Origin of the sequence: Streptomyces sp. NPDC050121 (assembly GCF_044460385.1) — a bacterium.
GTDB lineage: Bacteria > Actinomycetota > Actinomycetes > Streptomycetales > Streptomycetaceae > Streptomyces > Streptomyces soliscabiei.
Genome location: NZ_JBITJV010000048.1, coordinates 1 through 14,883 on the forward strand (window position 1 = coordinate 1; position 14,883 = coordinate 14,883).

The window sequence follows — 14,883 nt, forward strand, 5'->3', positions numbered from 1 at the left end:
CCACACGCCGCAACGACGCGCACAGCAAAGCCGATCACGGCCACCGTCAACCATCAGCTGGGATCGAAGTGTCAAGCATCTCCCGGGACCGGACATACCACCGAAGCGTGATGCGTCCAAACTTTCTCTACGTCTTCAAGGCGACCCGCTGACGCGGGTCGCGCGCGGCACGGCCGCCCACCCGGCCCGCTCTCGGCTCCGCCACCGCGGGCCGGCCAGCGACCAGGCCGCGCAGAAGCGCGTAGCGGACGACCGGAAACGCTGAGAAGACCGGACGCGCCCGTACGGTGAGCGCCAGGCCGACGGCGAGGCGACGGCAGGGAGTTGGTCGGAGCGCAGCCCGGCGCCGGGGTCGGTCGGCTCCGTGTGCTTTACCCACCTCCCCGGGCCGGGGCCCGCGTCGGGCAAGGCCAGGGGACCACTCGTTCAAATTCCGGGCAGGGGCACAGCCTGCCCGAGTTGCCGGGCCAGCGTACGGCCCCCTGACCATGCCCGACCCCAACCCGGGCAGGACACCGGCCAAAGCCCACTCCACCGCCCTCACGCACGCAGCCGCCTGACGGCAACGCCGACGGCAACACGGGCGCACAGCACGGCACTTCCACGCACACCCACGGACCGGCAAGAATTCACTGACCAGCGAAAACGCAGGTGACGACCGCCCCGCGAGCACACGTACTATGTGCTGGCGGGCGAGACGCCGGTACTCGTTCACAACAGCAACTGCACGAAGCCGGTCAACCTTCCAGGGTGGCGGAAAGTGGACATTGATATGGATCATGTCCTCGACCGACACACCGCTGCAGGCAAGACGTACAAGCAGAGCGGAATCAAGACGAAGTTCCCGGACTACATGTCTCAAGGGGAGATTGAGTCCACGATTCGCCAGGCGTACAGGTCGTCTTCGGTTGCAGGGCGTTCTCAGGGGGATCGAGTCTTCCTGCGAGGCTCGGCAAATGGGCTTGACGTCGAGATGTGGGTAAACAAACAAACGCGCATGATTGAGACCGCATACCCGGTTTGGAGGTGAGATTGATGGAGTTCGAACTGTTCTGTGACGTGGAATCTCTCGATCTCGCTAGATCGGGCTCGATCTGGGGTAACGTCTGGATCAATATCTCCGGGTGCTCCTTTCCGGAATCGAACTGGAACGACATGCCAGTCGCATTCATCGTGGAATTGATCGACGCGGTTTCCTTTGTTCGTCAGGCTGAGGGAAGGCGCAGGAGAGTCAGGTTCTTCGACGGCCCATTCTGGATCGATCTGGTCGGTCGGGGTGATGGTGCCGTGAATGTTTCGGCTAACGCCCACGGCGCAGACAAGAGGGTGACGGTCAGCGTTCACGACATGGCTCGATCGTTGACAGCGGTTCAAACTGAGTTGGTCCGTGCGTGCCTGGAGCGGGGATGGGGTGAACAGATGGACGTTCGCCGCTTGCAAGCTCAGTAACAGGCGTCCGACGAGACTCCTGATGGATTCAGAAGTGCAAATCTGAAGCCCCGCCAGGTACGGCCTGGCGGGGCTTCTGCACGGGGTGACGGCAGTAGTTGACGGCAACGTCAGCGGATGAAGGCGGTGCCGGGTGGCGGGTCGTCGCAGTCGCTGTTGGCCGTCTCGGTGGTCCGGCTCCCAAGTGCAGTGCTGAGGGTGTCGATGGCCTTGCGCTGGAGGCGGAGCCGAACGTGGGCGTAGACGGTGGCGGTGACGCCGATGTGTGCGTGACCGAGGAGTTCCTTGATCACGACGAGTTCGACGCCCTGCTCCAGGAGCAAGGTCGCGGTCGAGTGCCGGAGGTCGTGGAAGCGGATGCGGCGGAGGCCGGCGCGGCGGAGGAGCGCGGTGAACGCGCGGGTGAGGTTGGTCGGGTCGATCGCTCCGCCCTGCGCGGTGGTGAACACGTGCCCGCTGTCCTGCCACGTGGTGCCTGCGGCCTCCCGTTCGCGTTGCTGCTGCTCGCGGTGGAGCTTCAGCGACTTGGGCACAGCGGGTAGGCAGGGCGATGCGGCGTTCGGAGGCCCGGGTCTTGGTAGGGAGCGTGGTGAGCCCGCCTGCGCTGATGCGCTGCAAGGTGCGGCGGATGGCGGCGGTGCCCGTGTCGAGGTCTAGATCTTCCCAGTGGAGGCCGAGGAGTTCGCCCTTGCGGAGTCCGGTGTGGAGGGCGAGTTCGAACAGCGCATGCAGCCTATGGCCCTGGGCTGTGGTGAGGAACTGGCGGGCTTCGTCGGCGCTGAGGGGTTCGAAGCGTCGTGGCCGTGGGGTGCCCGTGCGGACGTTGCGGGCGACGTTGCGCGGGATCTCTTCCTCGCGGACGGCGTGCTCCAGGGCGGACTTGAGCACGGAGTGGATGTAGGTGAGCGTCAGCGGGGAGAGCAGCTTGTGGCAGCACTGGCCGGCGGCGCAGCAGCGGGGCTCGTCTCGTCGGGCGTCGAGGCCGCGCGTGCAGCACTGGCAGGTGGTGCGGAGCTGGTTGAGCCAGGTGCGGACGTCCTTGGCGGTGAGCTTGGTGAGCTTCTTCTTGCCCAGGCCGGGGATCAGGTACCGGTCGGCGCAGGCGGCGTATCGCGTGTGGGTGTTCTCGCGGAGCTGGTGGACGGCGACGTTCTCCAGCCAGTACGTCAGGTACGTGGCCAGGCCGCCCTGCGCGGAGGGGACCGGGAGGCCGCGGTTGCTGGTGGCGATCTTCTCGGTGAGCTTGGCCAGGGCTTCCTTGCGGGTGGTGCCGTAGACGCGGACGCGGCGGCGGGTGTTGCCGGGGGCGAGGACGTATCCGGCGGCTTCCCAGCGGCCGTCCTTGCGCTGGTAGACGGTCCCGTCACCGTTGGCGCGAACGCGGCGGGAGGCGGGGGTGTCGCGGGGCGTGGTCATCAGGTCGCTTCCTGGTCGAGGCGGGTACGGATGAAGTCGGTGAGGGCGTGGGTGGGGATGCGCCGGGCGCGACCGAGAGTGATCGAGGCGAGCTGGCGGGTGCGGAGGAGGTCGTAGACGGCGGAGCGGCCGAGCTGGAGGCGGGCCATGACCTGGGGGACGGTGAGGAGTTCCGTGCTGGCGGTCACGCGACGGCCCCCGTCCGGGCAGTGCTGGTCAGCCGATGAGTGGCGTGGCCGACCGGGTGACCGGCGGACTGACCGGCGCGGTCACCTGGGCGCTCCGAGCGGCGGGTTCGGGTCGGTTGTTTGGGTCGGGTCTGCGGTTTTGCGGCCAGGAGGTCGGCGAGGTGTTCGAGTTCGGGCAGGAGGCCGGTTCCGGCGAACTGCCAGTGGGAGATGACCAGCGTCGTGTCCGAATCCACGCGCTGACCGTCGATGTTGCGGTGACCGGAACGGTGACCGGCGACCAGGTCAGTGGGGTGTCCGGCGTCGTCGCTGACCTGACTGCCGTCCGTCTGGCCGGTCTGCGTCGCAGCCGACGCCGGGGTTGGGGTCTGGGTTTCGGGTCGGCCGGTTCGCCAGGCGGTGCGTTCGGCTCGGAGGTGGGCGAGGGTGGTGGAGTAGTGGCGGGTGCGGGTGGAGAAGTGGCCGCGGAAGCCGAGCATGTGGGCCCATTGGCGTAGGCGGAGGTGGGCGTGCTGGGGTTGGGTGGCGAGGTGCCAGGCGGTGTGGATCATGTGGCGGGCGTGGTCGGTGATGTCGTGGGTGGCGAGTTCGGCGAGGAGGCGGAGGCGGTGGTCGAGGGTGCCGGTGGTGGTCTCGGCGCCTTTGGTGGCGTACTTGGCGATGTAGGCGGCGACGTGCCGCTCGGTGACCGGGCCGCCGCCGGTGAAGTCAGTGCTGCGGATCGCCCGGACGTCGATCTGCCGCCCGAACCGGAACACCAACCACCGCGCCCGATCTGAGACTTGAGGCGGGGACGTGGGGACGCGCCCGGCGGGCTGCGGTTGCTTCGGCGGTTCGCCGTGGTGGTGGACGCGGGTGCGTGTGGCGGCGGCGCGGACGGCGTGGTCGAGGAGTTGGGTGGTGGCCCAGGCGGGCGGGGTGCTGGTGGGGCCGGTGGGTCCGTCGAGGCGGATGACGGCGTGGAAGTGGACCTGGCCGCGCTTCTGGTACTCGGCGACCTTGGCGTACGAGAGCGTGGCGTGGTGCCGCAGCGCGCGCTGGGTGAGGCAGGCGGCCTTGGCGATCTCGCGGCGTAGGTGGGTGGTGAAGCGGGCCCACAGGGCCGGGGCGTGCGCGTTCCACAGGACCGCGCCGGTGTAGTCGTAGTGCTCGGGGTCGAGCGGGGTGCCGAGGAGCGGGTCGTCGTCAGTATGGAGCTGGCCGCAGTGGCAGCGGCCGGTGTCGGGCTGGTTGTGGACGGGCCCGAAGCCGGGCGCGGTGAGTGTGGCGAACACGCGCGGGTGCACGGCGACGCTGGTGGGGACGGTCTTGCCGCCGCGTAGTCCGGCGGCGATGAGTTGGTAGGTGTCGTAGCGGTAGACGGTGGAGCATGCGGGGCAGCGGGTGGCGCGGCGGTTGCCGCAGCGGACCAGCAGTTCGCCCGCCGGGAGCCGGCCGGAGTCGAAGTGGTCGAGGACCTCACCGGTCGCGGTGTCCAGGCGGGTGCGGTGCCCGGTGAGGCGGATCGGGTGCGCGCAGCCACCGAGTCCGGCTATCTGCCGTGCGAGGGGTGCGAGTTGGCCGGTGGCGGCGAGCTTGGCCAGCTTGGCGGTGAGCCGGGCGCGACGCTCCAGCGCCCGCCCTGCAGCCGCAGAGGCGGTGACTTCCGCCGGGTGGGTCGGCGTCGTGAACGCCGACGACGGACGCGAGGCGGCTGCAACGGTCGCGGGATACGTGAGTTGAAGCTGTGCGGGCATGCGGAAAGAGGCCTTTCGGCGGGAGCGCGGAAGCGGTACGGCGCGGGGCGGCGTGGGCAGGCCGAAGTGATCGGCTCACAGGGGAACGGGGCGCCTCGGAGTTGGGCGCGGGGGCCGGACCAGTGAGGGCTGGTCGGCGGGGCGCGGTGATGATCACCGGCGAGTGCGTGACGTTAACATCGCCTCACCGGCACATTCAAGTACATCCCTCCTGATTCCTTTCTGCTGGGTGGTGGGACGCGGGTAGTGTGGGGCCGGTTTCCCGGTTTGGACGGGCCGGATTTTGCTGGTAGAGGGCGTGGAAAGCGGGGATGACCGGCGTGGTGGTGGTGGCGGCGAGGCGCGGGCGCAGGCCGGCGGGCAGCGGGGTGCCGCTGACGTTCGAGGTGATCGCCGAGACCCTGCGCGAGCGGATCCGCTCGGGCGGGTTGCGGCCGGGGGACGCGCTGCCGACGCAGGCCGTGCTGATGCAGGAGTTCGGGGCGTCGAGCCTGACTGTGCAGAAGGCCATGGCCCTGCTGAAACAGGACGGGTGGGCGGTCTCCCGCCCCGGCAAGGGTGCCTTCGTCGCCCACCGCGACCACGGCGTAGACGATGCTGATGACCTCGACAGCCCGGAGGCGACCGCACTCGTCAGCGGGGCGGCGGCCCGCGTCGAGGCGTTGGAACGGGCACTGGCCGACGCCGTCGAGCAGATCGCCGACCTTCGTGGCCGCGTCGAAGCCCTGGAGACGTGCAGCGGCGGGCGGGGCCGCTGACCCGCCGTGCCGGGCGGCCCGGGACACACCGGGCCGTCAGGGGCCGCCAGGGGTGTGCGTTCAGATTTTCTCTTCGAGGTTCAAGGCGGCGCCCGCCCGCCAAAAGCTGGCCACCGCCGCCGACCGGCCCGCCGTCGGGCGAGCAGCCGACGCCCGCGCGAGGCACAGGCAGACGGCCAGAGGCGGGCGCGAGCGGGAGCTGACTTGGTGCCGCCGGGCGCAAGTTGTGGGCTCTGGAGCCCTTGTGTGTCGCACAGCAAGTTGTCGCCCACGACCGTCCTACGGCCGGATCGCAGGCACAGGGCCGACCAGGGGGCCGACCCTCACGCGCGCCGCCGGACTCGCCGAGGGCGGTGGTCGGCGTTGCCTCCGGCGGGGGCGAAGATCCCGGCCGCCCGTCGGGGGCTGACTCCTCCCGCCCCGGCCCCGCGCCGCCAGACTGGGCGACGCACCAGCCCGGCCGTACGCTGCCTTTCCCGATCGGGCCTGATCCTGCCGAAAGAAGCCTGCACCGCTCGGCAGGTTTCCGCTGGTTTGCGGCGGCGCCGTGGCATCAGGACGAGGAGGGGCGTGCGGGGGTGTGCGGCGCTGGAGTGGCTGCGGTCGCGGCGGCGGCACGCGACCTGAGCTCCGAAGTCGAGCTCTCGCGCCCCGCGCCATATATCATCGGCGATATGGACAGTGAGCGGTACTCGATCGAGATCGAGCCGGAGGTGCGGCTGTGGCTGGAGAGCATTCCCGCCCATCACTACACGCAGGCCGAACGCGTTGCCGACCTGCTCGCCGAGCAGCCCACCACCCTCGATGAACCGCACTCCCGCCACCTGGGCGGCAAGCTCCGCGAGCTGCGCTTCCGCCTGGGCGATGCCCATCAGCGGATCACCTACTGGCTGGCGCCCGGCCGACGTGTCGTGCTGCTCACCGTGTTCCGCAAGACCAAGATGCGCGAGCAGGCCGAAGTGGACCGCGCCCACGCCGCACAGCGATTGTGCGAGGCGGAGCATGAAGCCGCCGCCGAGCACGACCTCTACAGCCGCAACCTCAAGGAGAACCGATGAACCACAGCGAATGGAGGACCCGTCGCCACCGCCGGCTGCTGGGCGAACACCTGGACGCTGATCCCGAGTACGACCGGGTCTACGAAGAGGCCGGCCTCGCCATGACGTTGGGCAAGGCCGTCTACGACCGGCGTAAGCAGCTGGGCCTGAGCGAGGCTGATCTCGCCGAGCGCATGCACGTCGACGTCGATGACATCGAAGGCATCGAGACGGCCACCGAGCTGCCGCCCATCGCGGTCATCATGCGCCTGGCCCGCGCACTGGACCTCACGGTGGACGTGCACCTCGCCGGCGGAGACGAGCCCACCGTCACCATCGTCGCCCCAGCGGCCTGAGGCGGGGAGGAACCATGCAGGACCCGCCTTCCGCGCTCGCCCGTGAGCTCGGGCAACTCGTCCACGACCGGCGCATCGAGCTCGGGCTGTCCCAGGCCGAGCTGGCCGAGCGGTGCGGGATGAAGCAGCCGCAGATCTCCCGCTTCGAAGGCGGCGGGACCGTGCCCACGCTTCCCCTCCTGCGCCGCCTGGCTCAGGCTCTCGGCGCCGACCTGACCATCAGCCTCACCCCACACGACAAAGCCGCTTGACACGCATTCAGAATTCCTGGAATTCCCCAGGCGGTGCAGACCCCTGACGGCAGTAGTGACGGCAACACCAGCAGACTCCAGCGCACGAGCACGAACATCCGGCGACTATCGAATCGCCCGCTGACCAGCAAACTTGCAGGTAGGAGCGGCCTGGCCTGCACACGTACTATGTGCTGGCGGGAGAGACGCCGGTACTCGTTCACAATTCGAGTTGTCCCGGAATCGGTCCTGGATGGTTCCCGTACGGGAGTGGAAAAATCCCGAGCGACTGGTCTGGCCCCAATATGACGAGCAAGTTCAGGAAGAATGCAAATAAGGAGGGTTTCGTGTGGCGCGCTCCGAAGGGGCAAGACAGCGTTCGCATCGACAGGGGAGACCCCAACTCTCAATGGGGTACTCAGCAAGTTGATCACGTAGTGATCAATGCTGGGGGGAGGATTGTGGGGCGCGGCGGCGAGCTTCTGCCTCCAAATGCACGAATACAAGACTATCCGGCGGAGGCTCATATCCCGCTCAGTGAGTGGCAGACATGGAGGACATGGGATGCCCCCTAAGGGTCGTGACCTTCAGACACCCTGGATACGGAGCCAGTTGGTTGACTGGCTGGTCAAGCTAGGTGATAGGGACTGGCAAGAGGAGCATTGGGGAGACCAAGTAGCGGGTGTCTCAGGCCTTGATGAGGTACTAGACTTCTTCGACGACTCAGGTGTCTTGGCTGAGCCGAGCGGAAGGCTGGGGTATGTCCTTGCTGACGACGAAGAAGTCTCTGCAATGGCTGAACTGAACTTTGCGCTTGATTCCGTTCTGTCTTCTTCTGCATCAACTGACGCAGAGGTTATTCATTCTCATGGGTGGGGTGATGTCGTTGCGGCGGCACGTAAAGCCTTGAAGGCAATGGGTGGCGCTCTTGAAGGTAAGTGATGACGCCTCGTCATTGCTGTAGGTTTCTCGGCGAGCGAGTTCGAACCCGAGACCAGGATAGGGAAAGGAGGCCTGGGTGCGATGGAAATGCACTGTTCGCACTCAGGCCTTCTTTGACACAGCGGCAGTGGACGGTGGCTCCGCGCAACTGCGGGACGTCGCCGTCGTTGCGGGCCGATTCGTCGTCGGCAGGGCCCTCCAGAGCGATGCTGCGGGTGTCGAGGCGTCGTGAAGTGACCCCTTGAGGTCCGACACTTCCGTATTATGCCGCGAGGTCGAGGCGTTGCTGATACTCAGGTTGAACTCGTAGAGCCTGCGGGGTCGTGACGGTTCGTGATCCCTGCGGTACGACGGGATGATGCGGTACGCGCAGAGGGGCGGGTATACGCCCGTCGAGCAGGAGAAGCGGGAGCTGCTGAGGCTGGAGGTGGCCGAGCGGTTCGAGCGCGGTGATGATGCCACGGTGATCGCGGCCGAGGGTGCGGCCGGAGTTCGCGGGGGGCATTCGAAGTAGTGAGGGTGAGGGGCTTGAACTCGCCACCCGGCGGAGCACATGGAACCCCTGCCCGTCCTTGCCTGACGGTTTACCGGCCCAGGTTGCGGAACCAAGGAATCGGCTTCCAAGGAAATTGACGTGAGTAGACAACACCTCCGGGTCAATCAATTCGGCTTCGCTGAATATGAAGATATGGCCGAACTCTCTCGTGGAGTGGATTTGTCTGAGTTGGCGAGAGTCTTGGGGGCAATCATCGAGTTGGACCTCTCGGACGAGTCCGGTTTGCTCGATTCGCTTACGGATGGCGTCCAAGCGGACTTTGTGGTTCCTTTGGGAATGTCTGCGAGGATGCTGTCGAGTGGAGAGTATTCGGCGGTTGAGTTGGTCTCTGCGGCCTGCACCGTAAGATATTGCGCCGAGGCGCATATTTCTGAGTTTCCAGGCGATCTCGTGCAGATGCTGTCTCAACTACCGCATTGAGCCGTGGGAAAGCGGAATTCCCAGCAGGTATGTTCTGACGGGTCTTCTGTGCTCATGACAGCTGTTGATGTCAACGTCAGCGGACGAGCGCTGCGACAGTTGGATCGTCAGGGGGCTCCTCGGTACTGCTCAGGGCGTTGTTCAGGCGGTCTTGTCGCGGACACGGTCCACGTACGCCGAGCCGGACGCGGGCACGCACAACCTGCCGGGCGTCACCCAGACCGGCACCGACCCACACACGGAGACGTACACCTACACGGCGGGCAACACCGAGACCCGCACCTTCAAGCAGGGCAGCACGACGACTGTCGGCCAGGACCTGGACTGGGACGAGGAGGGCCACCTCAAGTCCGTCACCGGCAACGGCCAGACCACCAGCTACACCTACGACGTCGACGGCCAGCGTCTGACCCGCACCGACTCGACGGGCACGACGCTCTACCTCCCCGGCGGCAACGAGCTCCAGGTCGACAAGGCCGGCAAGGCCACGGGCACCCGCTACTACAGCACCGGCACGCAGACAGTCGCCATGCGCACGGGCGGCAAGCTGACCTTCCTGCTCGCCGACCACCACGGCACGACCACGACCCAGGTCACCGCGGACGCAACCCAGGCCATCACCCGCCGCAAGACAGGCATCTTCGGCACCCCGCGCGGCGCCCAGGTCGGCCCGTGGGCCGGCGACAAGGGCTTCATCGGCGGCACCAAGGACGCCGACACAGGCCTGACCCACCTCGGCGCCCGCGAATACGACCCCGCGATCGGCCGCTTCATCAGCGTCGACCCCATCCTCGACCTGAACGACCCCCAAACCGTCAACGGCTACAGCTACTCCGGCAACAACCCGATCACCTACAGCGACCCCACCGGCACCATCAAGATGAACTCCGACGGAACGCAGTGCAGCGGCGGCTGGAAGAAGTGCGGGTCGGGGGAAAGCGTCCTCAGCAGCACGGGGTCGGACGATGACGGCGGCGGCGGGGGCGACGGGAGCACATGGACGAGAGATGACGAGATGGCTCGTCGGGCCGCAGCCGCCTATCGGGCGCCGCTGGTCCTCAACTCTCAGGTCTTCTTCAACCCGAACGCCACCCAGCTCACGTCGATGTGGTTCATGGGCGCTACCCCGTCAGCCTACTACTTCGACGAGAATGACATGATGACCCAGGCTGTCCAGAATCACATCTGGATGCAGGTTGTGCGCACCTTTCTGACGCACAGGAAGAACACGAAGATGGGCCAGACCATTAAAGGTCTTGACTACAAGACCAAGTACGGTGCGGCAATGAACGAACTGCCGCTCAAGGGAATGATGATGGGCGAAGTATCTGACGCCATCATGCAGCTTCTCGGCGACAAGGAACCGGATACCGCAGCGGGAGCCACCCGGGCTGTGCTCGGTTCCTTCAACATGAAGGCTACAGTCACCGACTACAGCAAACTTAACCGGCGCGGAACGGTGGAATTTGAGATCACCCAGAAAATGACGGTTGAATCGCTGACCCGTGGCGTCTCGAAGGAGGGGTACGAGAGCGGAGCGAAGGATCCGATTGCGACAGGCATCTCCAATTCTGCCCGCGCTGCCTTCCCCGGAGGTCAGAAGCCGTTGTTGATGAGGTTCCGGTGGACCGAGAGTATTCCGATGCCGGAGCCGGCCCGATGAGGCGCCTCGTCGCCGGGATGGCTGTCTGTGCTGCGGCACTCACCCTGTCCTCCTGTGTAGACAGTCGTACCGACCCGCCGCCGCCGCCGGTCAACGTCACGGCGCAGGACTTGTACGGTAAGTGGATTGGCTGGGAGGGGAGTTCGCTCACTCTGGCACCCGATGCCAAGGCGTCGACAGTGAAGTTGGATGGCCAGGAATTCAACTTTGACGATGCCTGGAGAATGACGGGAACGGGTACCTGGAGCGTGTTGAAGTCGGGCACTTATCAGGGCGGAAACACCGTGGGCGCCGGGTCGGTGATTCATCTGGAGGTCCGCCCCGGGGCGACAGCCAGGGCGAGTGCGTCACATTCCCCGTCTGCTAGCCCAAACCCGACGGTCGCCGCCTCCCGCACCGAGCCGCCGCCCGACCGGGCGACCTGGGACATCGGCGTCACCAGGGGGAAAAAGGGCGAAATACTCCTCGTCTTCCTGACATCGGACCCTGACGTACGCGACACGTATTACCTCACTAAAGGCGGCACGGAGACTCCGTAGCCTCGAATCAGACCAACATTTTCCCTTGTGGCCTCCCGACTCCGGCTGCAACACGGCCAGGGGTCTGTGTAGCGAGGGCTGGAAGAAGTGCGGGGCGGGCGATGACGGCGGCAGCGACGGCGGCGGCGGCGGCGGGGGCGGGGGCGGTGACGACGACTGTCCGTGGTACACGTCCTGTGGCGTCAGCAAGGCATGGGACGACACCAAAGACTGGGTCTCGGAACACAAGGTCGTCATCGCCAAAGTAGCCACGGAAGTCGTGGTCGGTGGGCTCTGCTACAGCACGGCGGCAGGCGCGGGTATGGCGACCGGCGGCGCCGGTTTTGGCGCCGCGACAGGTTGCGGGGCCCTCGCAGGCGCGGCGAGTTCAGCGGTGGGGAACATGCTGTCGGACAGCGCCGACCACAGCATCGCAGGCCAGCTCGGAGACATGGCTGAGGGCGCCATATGGGGCGCTGCAAGCGGCGCGACCGGATACGGTTTCGGGAAAGTCGCGTCAAAGGTGCTTGGCAAATGCCACAGCTTCCTACCCGGAACCGGCGTCCTCCTTGGCGACGGCACGAAGAAAGCCATCGAAGACGTTGTGGTCGGCGACGTCGTCGTCACGACGAATCCCGAAACGGGCGAAACCGTCGAGAAACCGGTCGTCGAGACAATCACCACGGAAGACGACAAGGACTTCACCGAGATCTCCATATCCGTGGACGGCGACTACTCCAGCATCGTGGCCACGGACACCCACCCGTTCTGGGTCCCCGACCTGAAGAAGTGGGTCAAGGCCGGCGACCTCCAACTCGGCCAGACGCTCCGCACCAGCGCCGGCACCCACGTCCAGATCACCGCAGTCACCCACTACACCAAACGCCAGCGCACACACGACCTCACCATCGAAGACATCCACGCGTACTATGTGCTGGCGGGGGCCACGCCGGTCCTGGTTCACAACTGCGGAGGTATCCCCACTCATGTCACAGGTAAGGGGGATGACCCGCTCGTTCCGGAACTCATCAACGATATCAATGCTCGCTATCCTGGGCATGTGCGAGCTGAAGGCGTCACGATAAATGGGCCGAACGGTGAATCGCTCACAGACTTTGACATCGTGACCCGGAATGCGGTGGTGCAGGTGAAGAGTGGTTCAGGAAAGGGTGCCCTCAAGCAGGCGCTAAATACTCAAAGCCTGACGGATTATCCTGTCATTGTTTACCTTCCGCAGGGGCGTGGCACTGTGATCAAGAGTCTAGAGCAGGCTGGCATCATGGTCACGCGGGACAAGAATCTGCTACTTGATGTCCTGGCGCCATAGCCTCCGGAAGCCTCCGAATGGGTAGCAAATATTCGATACGAAGGGAGCCGCAGTGCGTCCTACCATCGTCCTTCTGAGCCCTACTGGTGATCATCAGGAGCTGGTGCATCGCTTGCGTGGAGCTGGCTCCTATCGCGAGGCCGAGTTTTTCGATCACTTGGATCGAGGAGGATGTCGATTCGGTGTGGACCTTTCCGGAGACGTCATCAACGAGTTTGACGAGGAAGAGCTTGCCGAGATTTCTGAGAAGCTCGGAGAGTTCAGGGCGGTCCTCGTCGAGTATCCCGATATGGTATGCATTCGCGAACTCCTGCTGGACGTGCTTTCTGGGATCCGTGGAATACTTGACACGAACCATGGCGAGTTGTTGGATTACCAAAATGCCTTGCGGAGATTCCAGCGAGACCCGTCATGGGACTGGCGTTCTGACGACGATGAAATCATCCCAGTAGTCAATTCCTGAGGTACTTGCGTCAGTGAAATACTTGGGCCCCTCCGAAAAGATTTCGGAGGGGCCCAAAGGGCTTGTGACGGCAATGGTGACGCTGAGGTTGAAAGGGTGGGTTGACGAGTTACGGGGGCTCCAGTCGCAGTCCCTTTAAACCTCAGCGTCAACGATCTATACTCGGGAATTCGCGGGATTGGAGATCCACGTCAAGCGGCCTCGTCGTTCGGAGTGGGACTGATGCTCAAGTCGGCTCCAAGGGCGTGGGTCAGGCGGCGCAGCATCGGAAGGGTGGCCACGGTTCCGCCAGATTCGAAGCGGGAGACCTGCGGCTGTTTCATACTGCATCGCTCGGCCTGGGACAGCCCGAGCTCGGTGCGCCGGTCGTGGACGAGTCTGCCCAGCTAGCGGGCGAGTGTTGTGGAGGTGTCATGCATGGCTCCTCCTGGGTTCAGGCGGCCGGGGTGAGATGGTGACGGTGGGCTCATCCCCAGGGTCGAGGTGCATGTCGACGGTGAGGTCCAGGGCTCGGGCCAGGCGCATGATGACAGCGATGGGCGGCAGTTCGGTGGCGGTCTCGATGTCTTCGATCTCGTCGGTGGTGGTGTGCAGGCGCTCGGCCAGGTCGGCCTCGCTCAGCCCGAGTTGCTTGCGCCGGTCGTAGACGGCCTTGCCCAGTGTCATGGCCAGACCGGCTTCTTCGTAGACGCGGTCATACTCGGAGTCGGCGTCGAGGTGCTCACCGACCAACTGGCGGTGGCAGCGGGTCCTCCATTCGCTGTGATTCATCGGCTCTCCGTAACGGTGAGCAGCACGACGCGGCGGTCGGGTGTGAGCGCGGCCGGAACGCCGACCCCAACGGATAGGGGGCACGACTCAATATGTGGTTGCGTATCGAGATGTCATAAGCGACAGGGAGGTCGTCAGTGAAGTTCCTTCGGAGGAACCCTTCGCGCCCCAAATTTCCTATCGGAGCGTTCTGGGCCGTGTACTCTCGACTGGTTGACGAGGGGCTGATCCATGACCGCGAGTCTCGAGGTGTTTCCGGGGATGTGCTGGAGGAGATCTCTGGCGTTCAAGGTGTTCGCCTAGACCCGGAGTATGCAGAGTTTCTTGGGTGTATGGGTGCGGGGTCTGGGCGCACGCTAACCTCTGAGGTTATTTTCTATCCCGCTGTCCTGAGTTTGCGGTCAAATGCGAAATCGATGTGTGCGGAGTTCGATATAGTTTGCGACCTGGCGGAGGCACTAGTTGTGGCCTCACATCAGGGCTACATCTATTACTACGTTGCCCTGGGTGAAGGAGCTGTCTATTGCATCCATGAGGACTCCCAATTTCCGATCCGCATGGCGGACTCCTTCAGTGAATTCCTGTACGAGTATGTGAAATCGTCCTAATGAGGTTGAATCCGGGTTATCCGCCGAACACGCGGTCTGCAGCCGCGACATCAAGGAGGAACCGCGATGAACCACGCAGAGCGGAAGACCCGCCGCCAGCGCAAGTTCCTGGGTGAAGCGGCTGGGGACAACTCTGAGTACGACCGCCTCTACGAAGAGGCCGAACTGGCCCATGACCTTGCTCAGCTGGGCGGATCGAACGCCGATCCAAGGAACTTCGTCACAATGCATCAGTACGCCAACACGCCGGTGATGCGTGCCGTCGAGGGTCAGGTGCGGAGGGCTGTAGAGCGGGGCGGGCAGACGGTCCGGTATAGAGTGCCACCCCAATTTACGCCCTGCCTCCTGCAGTCGGTCCTGTGAATCCTTATCCACTGGTGTGACGGTTCGCGCCACCGGCTCGGGCGGCCTCAACATGTACCAGACGATTCTGAACAGGCCGAAA

General features: G+C 65.1%; 18 protein-coding genes and 2 pseudogenes. 15 read left to right on the forward strand and 5 right to left on the reverse strand.

What is annotated here, in order from left to right; all coding sequences use genetic code 11:
* The first annotated feature begins 682 nt into the window (after window positions 1–682).
* Both ACIBTS_RS42440 and ACIBTS_RS42445 read left to right on the forward strand, forming a co-directional pair.
* Complete coding sequence (locus ACIBTS_RS42440) at window positions 683–1,030, forward strand: EndoU domain-containing protein (RefSeq protein WP_399326361.1); 348 nt, start codon at window positions 683–685, stop codon at window positions 1,028–1,030.
* A 5-nt stretch (window positions 1,031–1,035) separates the two neighbouring features.
* Window positions 1,036–1,449: a hypothetical protein gene (locus ACIBTS_RS42445; RefSeq protein WP_399326362.1), complete on the forward strand. Its 414-nt coding sequence runs from the start codon at window positions 1,036–1,038 to the stop codon at window positions 1,447–1,449.
* A gap of 110 nt (window positions 1,450–1,559) precedes the next feature.
* On the opposite strand, the pseudogene ACIBTS_RS42450 reads toward ACIBTS_RS42445, so the two are convergent.
* From ACIBTS_RS42450 to ACIBTS_RS42460, 3 genes and pseudogenes are all read right to left on the reverse strand, one after another.
* Window positions 1,560–2,865: pseudogene (locus ACIBTS_RS42450) on the reverse strand (tyrosine-type recombinase/integrase).
* Window positions 2,865–3,053 (reverse strand): helix-turn-helix domain-containing protein, encoded by a 189-nt coding sequence (locus ACIBTS_RS42455; RefSeq protein ID WP_399326364.1) that lies wholly within the window; start codon window positions 3,051–3,053, stop codon window positions 2,865–2,867. The pseudogene ACIBTS_RS42450 and the gene ACIBTS_RS42455 overlap by 1 nt, the downstream one beginning before the upstream one ends.
* Window positions 3,050–4,789 carry a replication initiator gene (locus tag ACIBTS_RS42460; RefSeq protein WP_399326366.1) on the reverse strand — a complete coding sequence of 580 codons (1,740 nt, stop codon included), beginning with the start codon at window positions 4,787–4,789 and terminating at the stop codon, window positions 3,050–3,052. Before ACIBTS_RS42460 ends, ACIBTS_RS42455 begins: the two co-directional genes overlap by 4 nt.
* 311 nt (window positions 4,790–5,100) lie before the next feature.
* Here ACIBTS_RS42460 and ACIBTS_RS42465 point away from each other — a divergent pair, with 311 nt between their 5' ends.
* From ACIBTS_RS42465 to ACIBTS_RS42515, 11 genes and pseudogenes are all read left to right on the forward strand, one after another.
* The gene (locus ACIBTS_RS42465) at window positions 5,101–5,547 is read left to right on the forward strand and encodes a GntR family transcriptional regulator (protein ID WP_399326368.1); all 447 of its coding nucleotides are present in this window, start codon (window positions 5,101–5,103) and stop codon (window positions 5,545–5,547) included.
* Between the two features lie 674 nt (window positions 5,548–6,221).
* Entirely contained in the window at window positions 6,222–6,605 is a 384-nt protein-coding gene (locus ACIBTS_RS42470; RefSeq protein ID WP_399326370.1) for a type II toxin-antitoxin system RelE/ParE family toxin, read from the forward strand.
* On the forward strand, window positions 6,602–6,940 hold the full coding sequence (locus ACIBTS_RS42475; RefSeq protein ID WP_232649539.1) for a helix-turn-helix domain-containing protein: 339 nt from the start codon (window positions 6,602–6,604) through the stop codon (window positions 6,938–6,940). Before ACIBTS_RS42470 ends, ACIBTS_RS42475 begins: the two co-directional genes overlap by 4 nt.
* A gap of 35 nt (window positions 6,941–6,975) precedes the next feature.
* A pseudogene (locus tag ACIBTS_RS42480) lies at window positions 6,976–7,191 on the forward strand (helix-turn-helix domain-containing protein); the annotation flags it as partial.
* 591 nt (window positions 7,192–7,782) lie between these two features.
* A complete protein-coding gene (locus tag ACIBTS_RS42485; RefSeq protein WP_399326373.1) occupies window positions 7,783–8,112 on the forward strand; it encodes a hypothetical protein in 330 nt (109 codons plus the stop codon).
* A gap of 358 nt (window positions 8,113–8,470) precedes the next feature.
* Entirely contained in the window at window positions 8,471–8,626 is a 156-nt protein-coding gene (locus ACIBTS_RS42490; RefSeq protein WP_399326375.1) for a hypothetical protein, read from the forward strand.
* Between the two features lie 120 nt (window positions 8,627–8,746).
* The gene (locus tag ACIBTS_RS42495; protein WP_399326377.1) at window positions 8,747–9,088 is read left to right on the forward strand and encodes a hypothetical protein; all 342 of its coding nucleotides are present in this window, start codon (window positions 8,747–8,749) and stop codon (window positions 9,086–9,088) included.
* Between the two features lie 151 nt (window positions 9,089–9,239).
* Window positions 9,240–10,751 carry an RHS repeat-associated core domain-containing protein gene (locus ACIBTS_RS42500; RefSeq protein ID WP_399326378.1) on the forward strand — a complete coding sequence of 504 codons (1,512 nt, stop codon included), beginning with the start codon at window positions 9,240–9,242 and terminating at the stop codon, window positions 10,749–10,751.
* On the forward strand, window positions 10,748–11,290 hold the full coding sequence (locus tag ACIBTS_RS42505) for a hypothetical protein (RefSeq protein ID WP_399326380.1): 543 nt from the start codon (window positions 10,748–10,750) through the stop codon (window positions 11,288–11,290). Before ACIBTS_RS42500 ends, ACIBTS_RS42505 begins: the two co-directional genes overlap by 4 nt.
* A gap of 25 nt (window positions 11,291–11,315) precedes the next feature.
* Entirely contained in the window at window positions 11,316–12,596 is a 1,281-nt protein-coding gene (locus tag ACIBTS_RS42510) for a polymorphic toxin-type HINT domain-containing protein (protein ID WP_399326382.1), read from the forward strand.
* A 52-nt stretch (window positions 12,597–12,648) separates the two neighbouring features.
* Window positions 12,649–13,059 carry a hypothetical protein gene (locus ACIBTS_RS42515; RefSeq protein WP_399326384.1) on the forward strand — a complete coding sequence of 137 codons (411 nt, stop codon included), beginning with the start codon at window positions 12,649–12,651 and terminating at the stop codon, window positions 13,057–13,059.
* A gap of 191 nt (window positions 13,060–13,250) precedes the next feature.
* Here the strand turns inward: ACIBTS_RS42515 and ACIBTS_RS42520 are convergent, their stop codons facing one another.
* Window positions 13,251–13,445 carry a helix-turn-helix domain-containing protein gene (locus ACIBTS_RS42520; RefSeq protein WP_399326466.1) on the reverse strand — a complete coding sequence of 65 codons (195 nt, stop codon included), beginning with the start codon at window positions 13,443–13,445 and terminating at the stop codon, window positions 13,251–13,253.
* 25 nt (window positions 13,446–13,470) lie between these two features.
* Window positions 13,471–13,830, reverse strand: a complete 360-nt coding sequence (locus ACIBTS_RS42525) for a helix-turn-helix domain-containing protein (RefSeq protein ID WP_399326387.1) — start codon at window positions 13,828–13,830, stop codon at window positions 13,471–13,473.
* Window positions 13,831–14,093: 263 nt separating this feature from the next.
* Here ACIBTS_RS42525 and ACIBTS_RS42530 point away from each other — a divergent pair, with 263 nt between their 5' ends.
* Both ACIBTS_RS42530 and ACIBTS_RS42535 read left to right on the forward strand, forming a co-directional pair.
* A complete protein-coding gene (locus ACIBTS_RS42530) occupies window positions 14,094–14,438 on the forward strand; it encodes an SMI1/KNR4 family protein (protein ID WP_399326467.1) in 345 nt (114 codons plus the stop codon).
* Window positions 14,439–14,504: 66 nt separating this feature from the next.
* Entirely contained in the window at window positions 14,505–14,801 is a 297-nt protein-coding gene (locus ACIBTS_RS42535; protein WP_399326390.1) for a DNA/RNA non-specific endonuclease, read from the forward strand.
* The last annotated feature ends 82 nt before the right edge of the window (window positions 14,802–14,883 follow it).

Coding starts and splice junctions, on each gene's coding strand:
- ACIBTS_RS42490 (WP_399326375.1), top strand. CDS start 8,471: ATGCGGTACGCGCAGAGGGGCGGGTATACGCCCGTCGAGCAGGAGAAG.
- ACIBTS_RS42525 (WP_399326387.1), bottom strand. CDS start 13,830: ATGAATCACAGCGAATGGAGGACCCGCTGCCACCGCCAGTTGGTCGGT.
- ACIBTS_RS42505 (WP_399326380.1), top strand. CDS start 10,748: ATGAGGCGCCTCGTCGCCGGGATGGCTGTCTGTGCTGCGGCACTCACC.
- ACIBTS_RS42535 (WP_399326390.1), top strand. CDS start 14,505: ATGAACCACGCAGAGCGGAAGACCCGCCGCCAGCGCAAGTTCCTGGGT.
- ACIBTS_RS42445 (WP_399326362.1), top strand. CDS start 1,036: ATGGAGTTCGAACTGTTCTGTGACGTGGAATCTCTCGATCTCGCTAGA.
- ACIBTS_RS42470 (WP_399326370.1), top strand. CDS start 6,222: ATGGACAGTGAGCGGTACTCGATCGAGATCGAGCCGGAGGTGCGGCTG.
- ACIBTS_RS42475 (WP_232649539.1), top strand. CDS start 6,602: ATGAACCACAGCGAATGGAGGACCCGTCGCCACCGCCGGCTGCTGGGC.
- ACIBTS_RS42460 (WP_399326366.1), bottom strand. CDS start 4,789: ATGCCCGCACAGCTTCAACTCACGTATCCCGCGACCGTTGCAGCCGCC.
- ACIBTS_RS42465 (WP_399326368.1), top strand. CDS start 5,101: ATGACCGGCGTGGTGGTGGTGGCGGCGAGGCGCGGGCGCAGGCCGGCG.